The following is a 16,079-nucleotide window of genomic DNA, read 5'->3' as shown; positions in this document are numbered from 1 at the left end:
TCCCCCTGTAATTGGACAAGTACACGCGTGCTCGAGTCTACCTGCCCTGAGGTGAATTAGGGTCAATTTTAGTAGCCAGGGTAGACGCCATGCTCACCGCATCGGGTCGTGACAACTTACCAACACGGTTCTGAGGTAGGTCATCAACGGTGAAGACGTACTCGGGCCATTTGAACTTGGGGAAGTTTGCCGCAGCAAGCTGTTCTGTCACACGCTCGAGAGTGAGATTTTCACATTCGGTGACTACCAGCGCCGCAGCCCGCTCGCCGAGGAGGTCATCGGGAACAGGGACCACACATACTTGAACGACACCGGGAAGGTCGGCGATCGCCGACTCCATCTCGTTGACGTCGATGTTGCGGCCACCGCGGATGATGATCTGCTTTTTACGTCCTATCACCTGGACGGTGCCGTCGTTGCCGACCTCCACGAGATCGCCGGTGGGCAGGAACCCGTCCTGGGTCAGCGTCGGCGGGACCGGGATGCCGCCACGTGCGTAGCCGACAAACATCGATGGACCCTTCACCTGGGCGTCGCCGATCTCACCGGTGGGTACCGGGAGACCGTCGGAATCGACGGCCCGCACGATGGTGCCGGGAAAGGGGCGCCCGTCCCGGCCGAGGCGGACGGCCGGGGGATCGTCGAGCGCTGGTGTGGTGTGGCCCAGGCACTCGGACATCCCGAACACCCGCAGGAATGTGGTTCCCAGTGTTGTCTCGGCCTTCTCTAGTGCCCCCTCGTTCATCGGGCCACCGCCCACCGTCAGGGCCCGAACGGCCGAGAGCCTGCCTTCGGAGCTCTCGGTCACCGAGAGCTGTAGCGCCATGGTGGGCACCAGCATCGTCCACGCAACACCGTTCTTCTCCATCGCGTCGACTGCCCCGGCGGGCGACCACTTACCGATCGCCACGAGGGGTCCACCAAGGTAGGCCGGCAGATACATGCCGAAGCAGAATGCAGCTACCGAAGACAATGGGACAAACGCGCCGATCGCGTCACCCGGTTGCAGTCCGACGGTGTCGATCGTGCTCTGGCATGCGTACCGGATTGCCTCTTCGGACTGGACAACGCACTTGGGGCGTCCAGTCGAACCGGAGGTCATCGCAATCGCGGTGCCACCCTGCCAGCGTGCAATGTCGCCGAACCCTCGCGGAGCAGAACGTAGTAACAGCGTATCGAACGCCTGTTCGGAGTCGGGAAAACGCGCGGAGTCGATGCCCCATTGCGAAAGTGAGGTCGGATCGGCCACAACGATGTCAGGGGCGATGTCCTCGAGTGCCAACTCGAACTCGGCTTCGGTGGCGTGGGGGCTGAAGACGGCGACCAAGCCGCCCCGTAACCCGACGGCCACGGCGGTGGCCAAGGTATGCCAGGTGTTGTCGGCCTGGATGAGCGCGGTGGGCGGTGCCTCATCGATGCCTGCGATCCGGTCGGCGAGCGTACGGGCGGCATCGACAATCGACCCGATTGTGTGGCTCCCCAGCTGGTCGATGACGGCAACCGCATCGGGGTCGGACTCGGCCCGGGCGACCATCTCCTGTGCAAGTTGCTTCACTGCGCTGTCTCTTTCATCGTCGCGGTCGTAAAAATTATGAACTCAAAGGCCGGGGACAAGGACTCCGCGGCCGGCGAACGAGCCCGAACGTAGTTGTCGGTAGGCATCCGGAACTTCGGAGAAACCGAATCTCGTGACCTCAGCATGCAAGGTGCCGGCTTGTGCCATCGCAACCACGTTCCGGAGGTCGTCGGTAGTGCCCCAGAACGGGGCACCGACCTGCCAGCCGCTGGGGAAACCGAGGTCTTTGCCGACGGTGAGTCGTCCGCCGGCGCTGCCGACGACGACGATTCGCCCGCCGGGCGCAAGCAGCCCAGGTGCGGGTCCGATGGTCGGTGGTGCACCGACGAAGTCGAAGATCAGATCGGCTCCGCCGAGGGTCGCGATGTCGCGTGCAGCCCCCTCGAGTGTCAGATGGCATCCCTGCGCGCCCGATTCGATGGCCAGCGCGTGAGCCTGCTCGCGGGTGTCCACGGCGACGATTCGGCGGACACCGAGTGCCCGCAGGATCTGGACGGCCAGGTGGCCGAGTCCGCCTATTCCGACGACCACGGCAACAGTGTCACTGTCGATCAGGTCATTGTGCAGACGAATCGCGTGATAGGCGGTGAGTCCGGCGTCAGCCAGCGGTGCAGCCTGTTCGGCAGGCAGGGCGCCGGTGGGAACGAGTACGTCGGCAGACGGGACCACCATGAGTTCGGCGAGACCGCCGTGATGACCGAGACCGTTGCCCATCGGTGAGAGGCGACCGTCCTGCCGGGGGACGAGCTCGAGGCAGTAGTTCTGTCGACCACGTCGACAGTTCCGGCAAGCCTGGCAGGGCCAGATGCCGTGCACCACCACCGATTCGCCGATCAGGCTGCGGTCCCCTTCTGGTCCGGCGTCGATGACGACGCCGGCGACCTCGTGGCCGAGGGTCAGGGGTAGCGGATAATCGAACCGCCCGGCGGGGGAGTCCATGACGCCGAGGTCGGATCGGCACAATCCGGCCGCGCCGACCTTGATCAGGAGCTGTTTGCCGGTGAATGCAGGTTCGGGGATCTCACGAACTACAGGTGATTCGCCCCATGCTGTGAGCTGAACGGCCAACATCAGCGCGCGGTCCAGCCACCGTCGACGATGAGTGTCTGACCAGTCATGTAGATCGACGCGTCCGAGGCGAGGAAGAGCACGGCCCCGTTGATCTCACCCTCGATGCCGCCGCGGCCGAGCATGGTGTTCCGGCGTACCCAGCCTGCGGACTTGTCGTTGCTGAAGAGGCCGTCGGTCATCTCGGTATCGAACCACCCGGGGACAACCGCGTTCACACGGATACCCCGGCGGCCCCATTGACCGGCGAGTTCGCGGGTGAGTCCTAGCGTGCCTGCCTTGGATGCGGCATAACTTGCACCGCCGATCGGGGCGGTGGAGACCAAGCCGATCACCGAGGAGATGTTGATGTACGACGCCTGCTCGCCCTCGGCGAGGCGGCCGGCCGCGTATGTGGCCAGGTGGAATCCCGCCACCAGGTTGACCTCGAGAATCGAGTTGAACCCCTCGGCGGTCTCCTGTTCGGCTTGTGGGGGGCCGGGCTTGCCGGCGTTGTTGACCAGGATGTCGAGGCGGCCGGAGCGGTTGTAGCACTCGTCGACCAGGGCCTTGCGATCACTGTCGTCGGTGATGTCGCACTGCACGGGAACGATGCCGGGGATCTCGTCGGCAAGCGCGTGGAGCCGGTCGAGTCTGCGCGCGGCGGCGTAGACCGTGGCGCCGGCGCCGGCGAGTGTGCGGGCAAAGCCGAGTCCGAGTCCCGACGACGCACCGGTGACGATCGCGGCACGGCCGGATAGCCCGAACATCGAGGTGAGCATTGATTCGCGTGCGGAGCTGTTGTCGGTCATCACTTCTCCAGTCGGCATCAGTAGACCGCGGTTCGTCCACCATCAACGGGGATGATGGCACCGGTGGTGTAACCGGCTGCGTCAGAGGCCAGGTAGGTAACCACTCCGGCGATTTCGGCTGGTAGCCCGAGGCGGCCTGCCGGCAGTCGGTCGATGATCTTGCCGATGAACTCGTCGTCCCAGTTCTCTGCCATGTCGGTGGCGAAACCACCGGGCATCACACAGTTGACACGGACGGTCGGGCCGTACTCCTGTGCGAATGCGCGGGTGAGGGCGTTGAGTCCGTTCTTGGCCGCGGCATACATCGCCTCGGGCGGGCTGGGGCGCTCGGCACCGATACTCGAGATGTTGATGATCGATCCCCCGCGGGCGGCGACCATGCGGTCACCGGCAACGGCCATCAAGCGGAACGGCCCCTTGAGGTTGACCTCGATGGTTTTGTCCCACAGTCCTTCGGAGACCGAGGCCAAATTCTTCGCCAACGGTGCGATACCCGCGTTGTTGACGACGATGTCGATGCTCCCGAACTGCTCGATGATCGAATCGACGGCAGGTTCGATGCTGTCCCACTTGCCGACGTGCAGTGCAAACGGGTGGGCGGTGCCGGGGCCGGATTCATTCAATGCCGCAACGGCGCCCTCGCAGGCCTCGATCTTGCGGCTTGACACGATCACGGTGGCGCCGGCTTCGAGGAGGCCGCGGGAGATGGCCAGGCCGAGGCCCCGGCTCGCGCCGGTGACAAGAGCGACCTTGCCCGTCAGATCTGTTGTGTTCATCTGTGCTTCTTCACTTCCAGGCGTGCGATGGTCCGCAGGTGCACTTCGTTCGGGCCGTCGGCGATCTGTAGAGCACGCGTGATGGCGTGCAGGCGGGCGAGGATCGTGTCGTCGCTGACCCCTGCTGCGCCGTACGTCTGGACGGCGCGGTTGACCACGTTGTGTGCGACTTCCATCGCGGAGACTTTGATCGCGGCCACTTCTGATCGGGCGGCGGCGTTGCCCTTGGTGTCCATCAGCCAGGCCGACTTGAGGACGAGGAGACGAATTTGGTCGATCTCGATGCGGCTGCGAGCAATCCATTCGCGGACGACACCTTGGTCGGACAGCGGTCCGCCGAAGGCGATGCGCTCCAACGACCGTTTGCACATCATGTCGAGTGCGCGCTCGGCCATCCCGATTGCGCGCATCGCGTAGTGCATTCGGCCGGGGCCGAGGCGACCCTGGGCGATGGCGAAGCCGTCACCCTCGGCACCGAGCATGTTGCTCGCCGGCACCCGTACGTCGGTGAACTGGACCTCGCCATGTCCGAGGCGGTCTTTGAACCCGAACATCGGCAGATCGCGTAGGACCTCGATGCCGGGTGCGTCAGCCGGAACCAGGATCATGCTCTGCTGACGGTAGGTCGGGCCTTCCGGATCAGATTTGCCCATGAAGATGATGAGTTTGCAATCCGGGTCCAGGACGCCGGAGGTGTACCACTTGCGGCCGTTGAGCACGTACTCGTCGCCGTCACGGGTGATGGTCGAGGTGATGTTGGTGGCGTCCGAGCTGGCGACGGAGGGCTCGGTCATGGCAAATGCAGAACGAATGCTGCAGTCCAGCAATGGTTTGAGCCACTGCTGCTTCTGCTCCTCGGTGCCGAACATGGCCAGGATTTCCATGTTGCCGGTGTCGGGGGCCGAGCAGTTGATGGTCTCGTTGCCGATGATCGACCGGCCGACGACCTCGGCCAGTGGTGCGTATTCGAGGTTGGTGAGCCCGGCACCCAGGTTGTCGTGGCACATGAACAGATTCCAGAGCCCCTGTTCACGAGCGGTGTTCTGCAGCTCGCGCATGATCTGGGGTTGCAGGTGCGGGTTCTCGTTGGCCGCGATCTGTGCGTCGTACACCGTTTCGGCGGGGTATACATGCTCGGTCATGAAAGTTTCGAGCTTGTCCTTCAGTTCCTCGGTGCGAGGGGAATAGGCGAAATCCACGATGACTCCTGCGGTTTGAAGGTGCTCGTCTACGGACGCAGCAGGGCGGTACCGGTCTCGATCAAACGATTGATCGTGGCCGGGAGTCTTTCTTGATCCGGGTCGTGATGGCGGCCCTCGCGATGGCGACGCAGGTTGTGGCCCATGATGGCGGCCATCTTCAGCCGACCCAGTGCGTTGAACCACTTCTGGTCGGGCAGATTCGATGATCCACCGGTGTAGAGCGCGACGAGTTCCTCTTCGGTGGGCAGCCCAGGTACCTTTCGTCCCACACCGGGAAAGTTGCTGTCGTCGGCGAAGACGAGGAACCAGCCGAGTTCGACGCGTGGATCACCGGCACTCCAGATCTCCCAGTCGATCAGGGCGACCGGTTCGAGTCCCTGGGACAGAATGTTGCCGAGACGATAGTCACCGTGCACGAGGGTGGGGGTGACAGGCTCAGGTATATCAGCTTCGAGCTGGGTGAGCAGTGTGTCACCGCCGACCACGAGCTCGGGAGGCACCGCGCCCAGCGTCTTCGCCCATCGCGTCAATTCACCTTCGGGGGAGAGAGGTTCGGAGATCCCCGGTATCGAAGCGAGGTCGACCGCATGCAAGAGCGGGAGCACCTCGGCGGCACGACGCATACGCGCGGCGGCAAGCGTCGGCTCGACGGCAGGTTCGTCGAGTACCGGTTCCAGTGATTCGCCGGTGACGAACTCCATCGCGAACCAAGCGGGTTCCTGCTCGTCGACGGTGAGGATGCGGGGTACGGGAACGTCGGTGTGCTCGAGTGCCTGCAAGATTGTGGCCTGCCGCAGCATGTCATGCCGGCCGATCGAGCGCTGGCCTTCGGGAACGGCCTTGATCACCACGTCGGGCCCGGAGGTGCTGACCCGATAGGTGAGACCGGAGTGTCCTCCGGGAAGCACCTGGAAATCGGTCATGGTGAGCCCGCAGTCGGACTGTAGGCGCTGTGCGACCCTGAATTTAAGATCTGAGCTGATTGTGAGATTCGGGCCGGTCATGGTCGCGGCTCCCTCGGTAGCCCGAGCACTCGTTCGGCGATGATATTGTGCTGGATCTCGTCGGTGCCGCCGGCGATCTTGTACCCGGGGGCGCCCAGAACATGCTCACTCCAGGCGAAGGTTCCCCACCTCCCGGAATCGGCGGTGAGGTCGCGGCCGAGCAGCATCCGAGCGACCTCGGATGTCCGGGCCATAGTGTCGGTGGCCAGCAGCTTACCGAGCGAGGCCTCGGGGCCTGGATTGTTTCCGGCCACCAGGGCGCCTGCAACCCGCATGTTGCTGACACGCTGCAGGTAGCTGCGGGTGACGAGGTCGGCGACCTTGTCGCGCTCGATCTCGCTCAGTTCGCGACCGAGGTTCTGGGCCAGTGCCACCGCCTGATCGGCGTTGGCCAGGCCCAGATTGCCGCCGTCGAGACGTTCGGCCGCAAGTACGGTGAGCGCGACTTGCCAGCCCTTGCCGACCGGGCCGAGGCGGTAGGTGTCATCGAGGGTGACGGTGTCGAGGTAGACCTCGTTGAACGAGCTGCCGCCGGTCATCTGCCGGATGGGTCGGATGGTGACGCCGCGGGCGTCCATCGGGACCAGGAATACGGTAAGTCCGGCGTGCTTGGCGGCGGCCGGATCGGTCCGGCAGACCGCGACGCCGAAGTCGGACACCGAAGCGCCCGATGTCCAGACCTTGTGGCCGTCGATTTGCCATGTGCGGTCCGGATTCTGAACTGCCTTGGTGCGGACGGCCGCGAGATCGGAGCCGGCCTCGGTTTCGGAGAACAGCTGGCAGGCGATGAGATCGGTGCGCAGTAGAGCGCGCACGTAACGGGCCTTCTGCTCTTCGGTGCCCCACTGCGCGATAGTCGGTGCCACCAATTGTTGTGTCACCGAGAACATCTCGGTCCGACGAGGAATATCGAAGGCTTCTTCGGCCCGCCGGAAGGCGAGCACGTACGACAACGGTAAGTCGTGACCGCCATATTCGGTCGGCCAATTCAGTGCACCCCATCCGGCGTCGAACTTGAGCTTCTCGTAGCGCGAGATCTCGTCGGTGTGCTCCCGCTCCTGCTCAGCGGTCCAGTTCTCGAAGACCGCCACCGAGTCGGAACCGCTGCCCCAGACCGATGCGGTGCGGGGCGGGGCCACACTTTGAAGCCATGCGACTGCCTCATCGGTGAAGGTGGTCAGTGCGGGAAGGGTTTGTGCTGTCACTGAATTACTCTCTGTGCCCTAGTCGTAGCTGGCACGGTCATGTCGGATTCTGCGAATCACACTGTCAGAACGGTGCAGGCACTGATGCCGGGCGCACCGTACACGTGCGTGAAACCGACTCGGGGGATGCCTCGCACCTGACGGTCGCCGGCCTCGCCGCGCAGTTGGGTGACGATCTCGTGAACCTGCCGTAGGCCCGACGCACCGATCGGTTCACCGTTGGCGATGCATCCGCCGTCGGTGTTGATCGGGATCCGGCCACTGATCTCGGTGTCACCACGGGAGATCATCTCTTCTTGCTCGCCCGGCTCGCAGAAGCCGCACTCGGCCATGTGCATGATCTCGGCACCGCTCTCGGTGTCCTGTAGCTGGGCCACATCGACGTCCGACGGTGCAAGACCGGACTGTTCGAACGCGGCCCGGGCTGCGTCGGCGCTGACGCTGGTCGGTTCTCCACTGCCCTGGATTGCGGGGCTGAAGACCTCGAATGAACCGAAGCGCCTGGTGCGATGGGTGATTGCTCGCAGATGGACGGGTGTGCGATCGATGCGCCCGAGTGCCTCGGGGCTGGCAACCACGACCGCGGCGGCACCTTCACCCGGCGAGCAGAACATGTAACGCGTCAGCGGATCGTTGACCATGTCGGCGGTGGCGATGGTTTCGGCGGACATCGGTTCCTGCCGCCATGCGTTGGGATTGAGAGAGCCGTTGCGGTATGCCTTTTCGGCGACCCGGGCCAGGGTATCGGCAGAAATGGCGTACTGGCGCATATAGCGCGTGATCTTGGCGCCGAAGAACTGGGTGGTGACCATCAGGCCGGCATCACCGTAACCTTCGGGCAGGCCCCACTCTTCCGGACGGGGATCGAAGGCGCCGCGGGGGTGTTTGTCGAATCCGACCGCGAGTGCGATGTCGGCGGCGCCTGCCCGGACGGCATTGACCGCGGAGAACAGTGCGCTACCGCCGGTGGCGCAACCGTTCTTGACATTGGTAAACGGTATCCCGGTGAAACCCAATTCGGCGACGAGCGTGTCGGCCAGGCCGGATCCGTCGCTGCCGCCGAATGCGACCTGCACATCGGGCCACGACAATCCGGCATCGGCGAGCGCATTGGTGATTGCGGTGACCGCCATCTCGCGCCCGGTGACGCCGGGCTGCCTTCCGAACTTCGAGAGTCCGGCGCCGACGATGGAAACAGGCTGTGTCATTGGGAGACCCCTTGCGTGGTGAAGCGTCCGACCGTGAACCGGGGCACCGGTGAGATGGCAACCAAACTCACCGGTGCCCGGTCCAGTTCATCGAAATCATCGCAGTCGAGAATTGCCTCGACCTTGATGCCTTCAGGGAGTTCGACGTAGCCCACTGCATAGGGAGTGAAACCCTCTGCGGGGGGGACATACGGCGGCGACTTGGGCGGAAAGCGTTGGATCGTGTACGCCCACACAACACCCTCCGTACTGAGAGTCAGCGGATCCGCGGTCGGGGTGGCGCACTTGCTGCACATCGTGGACTCCGGGAATGCAACGGTGTCACATTTCGAGCACCTGCTGCCGCGGAGGACCACGGCCGACGACTCTTCCATTGTCTGTCCCTTCAGTTGAAGATCTCGTGCCGGTAGATCAGCGACCGACCCACTTCGGCTCGCGCTTTTCGAGGAAAGCGGTGACGCCCTCGCGGCCGTCTTCGGACTGCAGGGCGTTGCCCACTGCAAGGTGCTCCATGACCATGAGCGACTGGATGTCGGCGTCGAGGCCGCGGTCGATGGTCATCTTGGTGAGCTTCATCATGAACGGGCTCTTGTCCACCAGCGGTGCGATGAAGTCCTCGACCAGCTGATCGAGCTCTTCGGCGGGAGCCGAGGCGTTGATCAGATCGAAGGCGTCGGCCTCTTTGCCCGAGAGCAACTTGCCGGTCAGCATCAGCTCCTTGGTCTTGCGGATGCCGATCATGCGGGGCAGGCGATAGATGGGGCCGGCTCCACCGAACAGTGCGCGACGGATGTGGAAGTCGCCGATCTTGGCATCGTCCGCGGCGACTGCAAAGTCGCACGAGATCATCAGTTCGAAGCCACCGGCGGTAACGTAACCCTCGAGGACCGCGACCGACGGGGTGTTCATCGAGTACAAACGGTCACAGACCTTGGCCGAGAGCACGGCGACGTCCATCGCGTTGGTGCTCCCGACGTAATCCGAGAGCAGGACGTCGAGGTCGAAGCCCGAGCAGAAGGTGTTGTTGACACCGCGCAGAACCAGGACCTTGAGGTTCGGGTCGTTGTCGACCTCGACGATGATCTCGTCGAGACGGTGCAGCAGTTCGGGGGTAACGGCGTTCTTCTTGTGCGGCCGGTTCAGCCAGACGCGGGCGACGTCGCCGTCTTTCTCCAACAGGATGTGGTCGGTGTCGATCATCGTGGAGCCTTTCTGTCGATCTACAGGGAACTTGAACTGGATTCACTTCAGTATTGACCACCATGGCGACCTCCGTCAATACCCAACCTGAACTGAGTTCAGATTCCGATCAGGGAGGCGATCCGGGCGCGGTGCACCCGTGAATCACCCTGTAGAGCCTCGTTTCCCATGGCGCGACGGAAATAGGAGTGAGCGGGATGCTCCCACGTGAAGCCGACACCACCATGGAGTTGGACGGTTTCGGCGGCCGCATAGAGGGCGGCATCAGTGCAGACCGAGCCGGCCACAGCAATGGCCAGGCGGGCGGTGGCTGGGTCCTCGTCGTAGACGGCTGCGGCGTAACGGCAGGCCGAGCGCGCTCGCTCGAGCTCGACCAGGACATCGGCGAGGCGATGCTTGATCGCCTGGAACGATCCGATCGGCCGGCCGAACTGGTGCCGGGTCTGGACGTACTGCACGGTCATCTCGAGCAGCGCGTCGACGATGCCGGTGTTCTCGCAGGCCAGTGCGAGCGTCGCGAGATCCAGCAGCTGTGTGCAGACCTGGTCGTGGTCGGCCGCGGTGGTCAGTGCGAGCGCGGGGGCCTGCCGCAACGTCAAATCCGCTTGTCGCCTGGTCGGGTCGATGACCTCGCGTTCGGACGGCACCAGGTGATCGCCCGCAGTGGTGACGAACAAGCGACGCCCGGAGGCGGTGTTCGCGGAGAGGATGACCACATCGGCGCCGACGCCACCGAGCACGTGGGTCGCCATACCGGTGAGAGTCCACGCGTCGCCGGCCTCGCTCGCCTGGACGTCATCGGTCGCCGGTGTCAGTGAGGTCGCAGTGGCAATCATCGTGCCCTCGAGTACGTTTCCGAGCAGATCGGAGATGTCATCGGCGGTTGCCGCGAGGAGGGCGGACATTCCCACGACTGCCGAGGTGTAGACGGGCTCGCAGACCAGGTTGCGACCGCATTCTTCGAGGATGATCCCGAACTCGACCATGCCGTACCCCAGGCCGCCGCGGTCCTCGGGTACGGCGAGCGCGGTGATCGACATGTCCTCGACCAGTCGTCGCCAGAGGTCGGGTGAGTAACCGACTGCGGTCTCGGCCGCGGCGCGGACCTGCTCGATGCCGCTCCATTTGGTGAGCAGGCCGCGAATTGCTTCGCGAAGCTGTGTCTGCTCGACCCCTGGGGTCAGTGTGGACGGTTCCGAGCGAGGCCAGGGTGCTTCGACGGCGGTGGTGATGGGCATGACGCTCCAATTGACGTGACTTCAGTTTGGGTTAGAGCCACACTAACCCGGCGAACTCTCGACAAGAAAGGGTTTCCCGAACTAAGTTCATTTCATGAGTTGTAACATCGAGAAATACTATGCCGCCGTCGACAGCGGGCACCTCGAAGACGCCGTCGCGATGCTGGCACCGGACGTCGAGTTCGCCATGGTGCTACCTACCGGCATCACGCGCGACAAGGGGCGCGAGGTCATGCTCGGTTACCTCCAGGGGCGTCCCCCGGTGGATCGCAAGCACCACATCGAGCGGGTTGCGATTGCCGATGATCTGCAGTTCGCGCACGGTGCGGTCACCGATGACGGCGTCACAACCGGGTTCTTCGTCGGCGTGATGCACATCGGCCCTGATGGTCTGATCGACCGCTATCAGGTGTCCTTCGACGCCGAATTCTCGCTGCTGCCAACCGCCCTGACCTCCGAAGGAGCATGACCCGTGACCGATACCACGCTTTCGACCCCGATTCTCGCCCAGTGGTTCGAGTACATGGATTCCGACGATCCGGACCGGGTGCTCACCATGATTTCCGACGACTTCGAGATGTCGGTCCAGTTCTCGAAGGGCCGTGGCCAGGCAGCAGAATTCGTGGGTGACCGTGCCGGGTTGATCTTGTACCTCGCCCAGCGGGAGAAGAGCACTCTGGTTCACCACATCGACAAAGGCGCGCTGGTCGGCGATGTCGAACTGGTACTCGGGCGCACCACCCGCGGCGGTGAGTTCGAGGCATCGTTCAACGCGACTGCCCAAATCGACGACAACGGCAATGTGCGCCGGCTCCTCATCGCCCGCACTCCTGAGCTCGCGTTCGCCCAAATGCCCATCGTCGGCGCCGTGAAGAAGTCCATTGTGTAGTGGTCGTCGAGACCGTTGTTGCGGCGAGATATTCGTCTTTTCACCCGATTCCGCACGCATCGATGCCGGTCCGATTGCGGTGCACGCATCTCGTCTCGATACGACGAGATGACGTGCCCCAGATATCAAACAGCGAAGCGGATTTGAATCGAGCGAGGAGGCGGGTATGGCGGGCGTGTCGCAGATGGGGTTCTTTGCTCCCTTGCGGACCCGGCGCCTACGCCTGCTCTTGCTCGTGGAACTCGGCGCCAGCGTAGGCATATGGATACTAGTTCTTGCGGCCCAATGGATCCTGACCGAGGCGGGCGAATCCGCCACCACCGTATCGGCGGTCCAGTTCGCAATCAGTGTGCCGTTCTTCCTGTTTGCCGTGCCGATCGGCGCAATCGTCGAGTACACCAGTCATCGTCGGCTCCTGGTTGTCACGTCGGTGGTGCTACTTGCCGCATCGGTCGGCCTGGCCTTTCTGGACTTTCTGGGTCATGTAGGTGTCGCTGTACTGATGGGCAGCGTCTTCGTCGCCGGAGTGGGACTTGCGGTCGTCGCCATCGTCTGGCAAGCGTTGTTGCCCCACATTGTCAGCAAAGACATGATGGCCGTCGTCCCGGCCATCGATGGCGCCGTGTTCAACGGTGCGCGCGCTGTTGGACCGTTGATCGGCGGCGCGATTCTTGCCGGCTTGGGCTCCACCTGGGCGTTTTCATCCGTCGGTGCGATGTTTGCTGGGTGCGCGCTGATCGCGGCCCGGCAGGTACCGGCTAGCGCGGGCAGCGCTTCGATACGTCGCCCTCTCGGGCGGGCGGTGTCGAGCGGTTTGCGCTTTATCCGGTACTCCCGATGGACGCGACGGTTGCTCGTCCGGTTGACCATCTTTGGGATACCCGCGAGCTGCCTTTGGGCGCTCCTGCCACTGGTCGCCCACGACCGCCTGCACACCAGTACCTTCGAGTTCGGTGTGATGTCGGGCGCCATCGGGGTGGGAGCGGTCGTCGGCACGATCGCGCTGATGCCGCTGCGTGCCCGGATGACGTGGAATCGATATGTCGCATTGGGTTCGGCTGCCTATGCATTGGCACTTGGCGGGATGGCAGCCATCACCCGATTCGATTTGATGTTGGTACTGATGGTCGTCGCCGGCGCGGCATGGGTGGGGGTCCAGAGCACGTGGATGATCGCGGCGCACAAAGTCGTGCCGACGTGGATCAAGGCGCGTGTCATTGCGTTCATCATGTTGATGTTCCAGGGCAGTCAGGCGGTCGGGGCGATCTTGTGGGGTGTGCTGGCCGATGTCGTCGGCCTGGTTCCTGCCGTCGCGACCGCGGCCGTGCTCATGCTCGTGGCTGCCGGCGGGGTATTGCGGCGTGGCATCTTCCCCAGCGAGGGGATTGCGCCGGATCCTGCAGAGGTCGAGAATCCGGCTGCGCCTTCCGGTGACTATGGTGAGCGACGCGTGGTCATCGAGACGACTTACGTGGTCGCTCCTGCGAACCGGTCCGATTTCCTGGTCGGCATCCGGACGGTACAGCACTCACGGCTTCGGCTCGGGGCACTCCGATGCGTGGTGACGCAGTCTGCCGAACTGCCGGACACCTTCGTCGAGTACTGCATGTTCAGCGATTGGGCCGACTACATCTCGCAGGAGACCGAGCGACTCACGCGGCCGGAGAAACAACTACGTGAGCGGGTAGCGACCACGCTCGAGTCCAGACCGTCATCGCGGGTCTTGTTGGTGACCGACTGACCTCCACATCATCTACTTCGAGCACCAGGGATCGTCAGCGCGGCAGTGCGCAACGGAAGAAGGAATCATGGTAAGTCAGTTCCCGCATCTATTTTCGCCGTTTGAGGTCGGCGGGATCACCCTCAAGAACCGCCTGGTGGCACTGCCTGCCGGGACGAGTATGGCTGAGCGCGGTGTTCCCACTCACGGGGATACGGAGCATTTCGAGCGTCTTGCTGCAGGAGGCGTAGGGCTGATCGTCGGTGGTGCCACTGTCGTACACCGAACGACGACTCTGCGTTCGCGAAAGCTCGTCGAGGCCTACGGTGAGGAGTTCGTGCCTGCGACGGCGGCGAAGGTGGCGGTGATCCACCGTCACGGTGCCCGCTTTGTGGGGCAATTGTGTCACCTCGGAAGAGAATTCATCGGTGGGGAGTCGGATGCGCCGCCTTCCGCGCCGTCTCCGATCAAAACTGTGCGGGATGCTTACCCACCACACGAACTGTCAGTCGCCGAAATCGAGGACATCATCGAAGGGTGGCGTGTCTCGACGCAGAATCTGGTCGGGGCCGGCGCAGACGGGGTCGAAGTCCATGCGGCGCACGGCTATCTTCCCGCTCAGTTCATGTCGCCGTTGACCAACCAGCGAACCGATGACTTCGGTGGCTCATTCGAGAACCGGATGCGCTTCACACGGTTGGTCATCGAGGCGATGCGATCGGTCATGCCGGTTGGATTCGTCCTGGGAGTGCGCCTGAGCGGCGAAGAAGAGATTGTCGGTGGGATGGGGATCGACGAGTGCGTCCGAGTGGCGGAGAATCTGACCGAACTGGGCATCGACTACTTCAGCATCACCCACGGCACTCGCGGCAAGTATGTGAAGGACTCGTCGAACGAGGATGCGGTTGCCATCCCATCGGCCTCGAAGGTCCGGGCTGCGACAGGTGTGCCGACTCTTGTCGGCCAACGCATTCGGGATGCGGCCACCGCCGATCATGCCATCAAATCAGGTCATGTCGACATGGTCGGAATGGCGCGGGCACTGATCGCCGATCCTGATCTACCGGTCAAGTCGGAGACCGGCAGGTTGGACGAGATCAGGGGCTGCCTGGGTATCAATCAAGACTGCCGAGCGTTCGACCCCCATCTGCACTGCGCGGTGAACGCGGAAGTCGGGCGTGGCCGGCACCCGAACGTCGGTACCGCGCCGCCGCGGTCCAAGGAGGTATTCGTCATCGGGGGAGGCCCCGCGGGCCTCGAAGCAGCACGGGTAGCCGCCGGCCGTGGACATCGCGTCACCCTGTTCGAGGAGAACACGGTCCTCGGAGGCAGTGTTCGAGTGGCTGCGGCCTCACCCCACCGTGCCACGTTGATAGACATCGTCGATTATCTGGAACGGGAACTCAGACGGCTGAAGGTCGAGGTCAACCTCTCGGCGGGGATCGGGGCGGATGACCTGGACGAAATTCGTGCGGCAGCCGAGCACGTTGTCATAGCTACCGGGTCTCGGCCGGCGCAGCTTCCGAGCGGGTTGCGCGGACGGCCTGCGGCGACTGTCGACGACGTCCTGCTCGGCCGGGTGCCCGAGGTGGGAAGTCGACGGGCAGTGGTCTTCGATGAGGGGGACGGGTTCTGGCCGGCTTACAGCGCTGCCGAGGCCCTGGCGCAGCAGGGCTGGCACGTCACCTTTGTCACCCCGCTGACCGCGCTGGCCTCCCGCGTGCCGGCTGAGAGCGTGGGACCGCTGCTCGGTCGACTCGGGGACGCCGGGGTGGAGTTCAAGGTGGCGCACTCGCTGATGATTCCAAACGATTCCGCCGCGCCGTTACTCTTGCGTCCTGTTTTCGGCACCGGCGACGTCGCGTGTGATGAGGTACTGGCGGTCTGGCACCAACCGCGTGTTCCGGTGCCACTTGGGCTCGAACGTGATGAAACGGTTAGCGTCATCGGCGACTGCATCACGCCGCGGCGGATCGGTCACGCCATTGCGGAGGGTTACCGGATCGGCGCCGAACTATGAGCGCTGCGCTGTTATCGGGTGCTTGGTGCCCAACCCGCCTCATTTCCCGTCAGCCAGTTGCAGTTCGACACCGTCGGCCGGTGTTGCGAAAGCATGCTGGGTGGGACACCGTTTCTGGGCACGAGGGAAGGACGAACCCGTCCTGGAAGTTGACTCAGTTCCGGCGACCCGTTCGCGGGACT

General features: G+C 63.8%; 15 protein-coding genes. 4 read left to right on the top strand and 11 right to left on the bottom strand.

The window, feature by feature from the left end; translation table 11 throughout:
* Nucleotides 1-37: 37 nt before the first annotated feature.
* The 11 genes from JQT59_RS05865 to JQT59_RS05815 form a co-directional block, all read right to left on the bottom strand.
* Nucleotides 38-1,534 (bottom strand): class I adenylate-forming enzyme family protein, encoded by a 1,497-nt coding sequence (locus tag JQT59_RS05865; RefSeq protein WP_502939839.1) that lies wholly within the window; start codon nt 1,532-1,534, stop codon nt 38-40.
* A 63-nt stretch (nt 1,535-1,597) separates the two neighbouring features.
* Nucleotides 1,598-2,647 carry an alcohol dehydrogenase catalytic domain-containing protein gene (locus tag JQT59_RS05860; protein WP_213575313.1) on the bottom strand — a complete coding sequence of 350 codons (1,050 nt, stop codon included), beginning with the start codon at nt 2,645-2,647 and terminating at the stop codon, nt 1,598-1,600.
* Nucleotides 2,647-3,435: an SDR family NAD(P)-dependent oxidoreductase gene (locus JQT59_RS05855; RefSeq protein ID WP_213575311.1), complete on the bottom strand. Its 789-nt coding sequence runs from the start codon at nt 3,433-3,435 to the stop codon at nt 2,647-2,649. The genes JQT59_RS05860 and JQT59_RS05855 overlap by 1 nt, the downstream gene beginning before the upstream one ends.
* A 17-nt stretch (nt 3,436-3,452) precedes the next feature.
* Nucleotides 3,453-4,211: an SDR family NAD(P)-dependent oxidoreductase gene (locus tag JQT59_RS05850; RefSeq protein ID WP_213575310.1), complete on the bottom strand. Its 759-nt coding sequence runs from the start codon at nt 4,209-4,211 to the stop codon at nt 3,453-3,455.
* Complete coding sequence (locus JQT59_RS05845; protein WP_213575308.1) at nt 4,208-5,410, bottom strand: acyl-CoA dehydrogenase family protein; 1,203 nt, start codon at nt 5,408-5,410, stop codon at nt 4,208-4,210. The genes JQT59_RS05850 and JQT59_RS05845 overlap by 4 nt, the downstream gene beginning before the upstream one ends.
* 29 nt (nt 5,411-5,439) lie before the next feature.
* Complete coding sequence (locus JQT59_RS05840) at nt 5,440-6,417, bottom strand: phosphotransferase family protein (RefSeq protein ID WP_213575306.1); 978 nt, start codon at nt 6,415-6,417, stop codon at nt 5,440-5,442.
* Complete coding sequence (locus tag JQT59_RS05835; protein WP_213575305.1) at nt 6,414-7,622, bottom strand: acyl-CoA dehydrogenase family protein; 1,209 nt, start codon at nt 7,620-7,622, stop codon at nt 6,414-6,416. Before JQT59_RS05835 ends, JQT59_RS05840 begins: the two co-directional genes overlap by 4 nt.
* Before the next feature lie 56 nt (nt 7,623-7,678).
* The gene (locus tag JQT59_RS05830; protein ID WP_213575303.1) at nt 7,679-8,830 is read right to left on the bottom strand and encodes a thiolase family protein; all 1,152 of its coding nucleotides are present in this window, start codon (nt 8,828-8,830) and stop codon (nt 7,679-7,681) included.
* Entirely contained in the window at nt 8,827-9,204 is a 378-nt protein-coding gene (locus JQT59_RS05825) for a Zn-ribbon domain-containing OB-fold protein (RefSeq protein ID WP_213575301.1), read from the bottom strand. The genes JQT59_RS05830 and JQT59_RS05825 overlap by 4 nt, the downstream gene beginning before the upstream one ends.
* Nucleotides 9,205-9,241: 37 nt before the next feature.
* Entirely contained in the window at nt 9,242-10,030 is a 789-nt protein-coding gene (locus JQT59_RS05820; protein ID WP_213575299.1) for an enoyl-CoA hydratase/isomerase family protein, read from the bottom strand.
* Nucleotides 10,031-10,128: 98 nt separating this feature from the next.
* Nucleotides 10,129-11,268: an acyl-CoA dehydrogenase family protein gene (locus JQT59_RS05815; RefSeq protein ID WP_213575298.1), complete on the bottom strand. Its 1,140-nt coding sequence runs from the start codon at nt 11,266-11,268 to the stop codon at nt 10,129-10,131.
* A 94-nt stretch (nt 11,269-11,362) separates the two neighbouring features.
* Here JQT59_RS05815 and JQT59_RS05810 point away from each other — a divergent pair, with 94 nt between their 5' ends.
* The 4 genes from JQT59_RS05810 (at nt 11,363) to JQT59_RS05795 (ending at nt 15,897) form a co-directional block, all read left to right on the top strand.
* Nucleotides 11,363-11,737 (top strand): nuclear transport factor 2 family protein, encoded by a 375-nt coding sequence (locus JQT59_RS05810; RefSeq protein ID WP_213575297.1) that lies wholly within the window; start codon nt 11,363-11,365, stop codon nt 11,735-11,737.
* A 54-nt stretch (nt 11,738-11,791) separates the two neighbouring features.
* Nucleotides 11,792-12,157, top strand: a complete 366-nt coding sequence (locus JQT59_RS05805) for a hypothetical protein (protein ID WP_249354547.1) — start codon at nt 11,792-11,794, stop codon at nt 12,155-12,157.
* Between the two features lie 166 nt (nt 12,158-12,323).
* Nucleotides 12,324-13,898, top strand: coding sequence for an MFS transporter (locus JQT59_RS05800; protein ID WP_213575293.1), 1,575 nt, complete (start codon nt 12,324-12,326; stop codon nt 13,896-13,898).
* Nucleotides 13,899-13,965: 67 nt separating this feature from the next.
* Complete coding sequence (locus JQT59_RS05795) at nt 13,966-15,897, top strand: oxidoreductase (RefSeq protein WP_213575291.1); 1,932 nt, start codon at nt 13,966-13,968, stop codon at nt 15,895-15,897.
* The last annotated feature ends 182 nt before the right edge of the window (nt 15,898-16,079 follow it).

The organism is Rhodococcus sp. USK13 (assembly GCF_018343855.1).
In the GTDB taxonomy this organism is placed as follows: Bacteria; Actinomycetota; Actinomycetes; order Mycobacteriales; family Mycobacteriaceae; genus Rhodococcus_F; species Rhodococcus_F oxybenzonivorans.
This window is presented reverse-complemented; position numbering and strand designations above follow the sequence as displayed.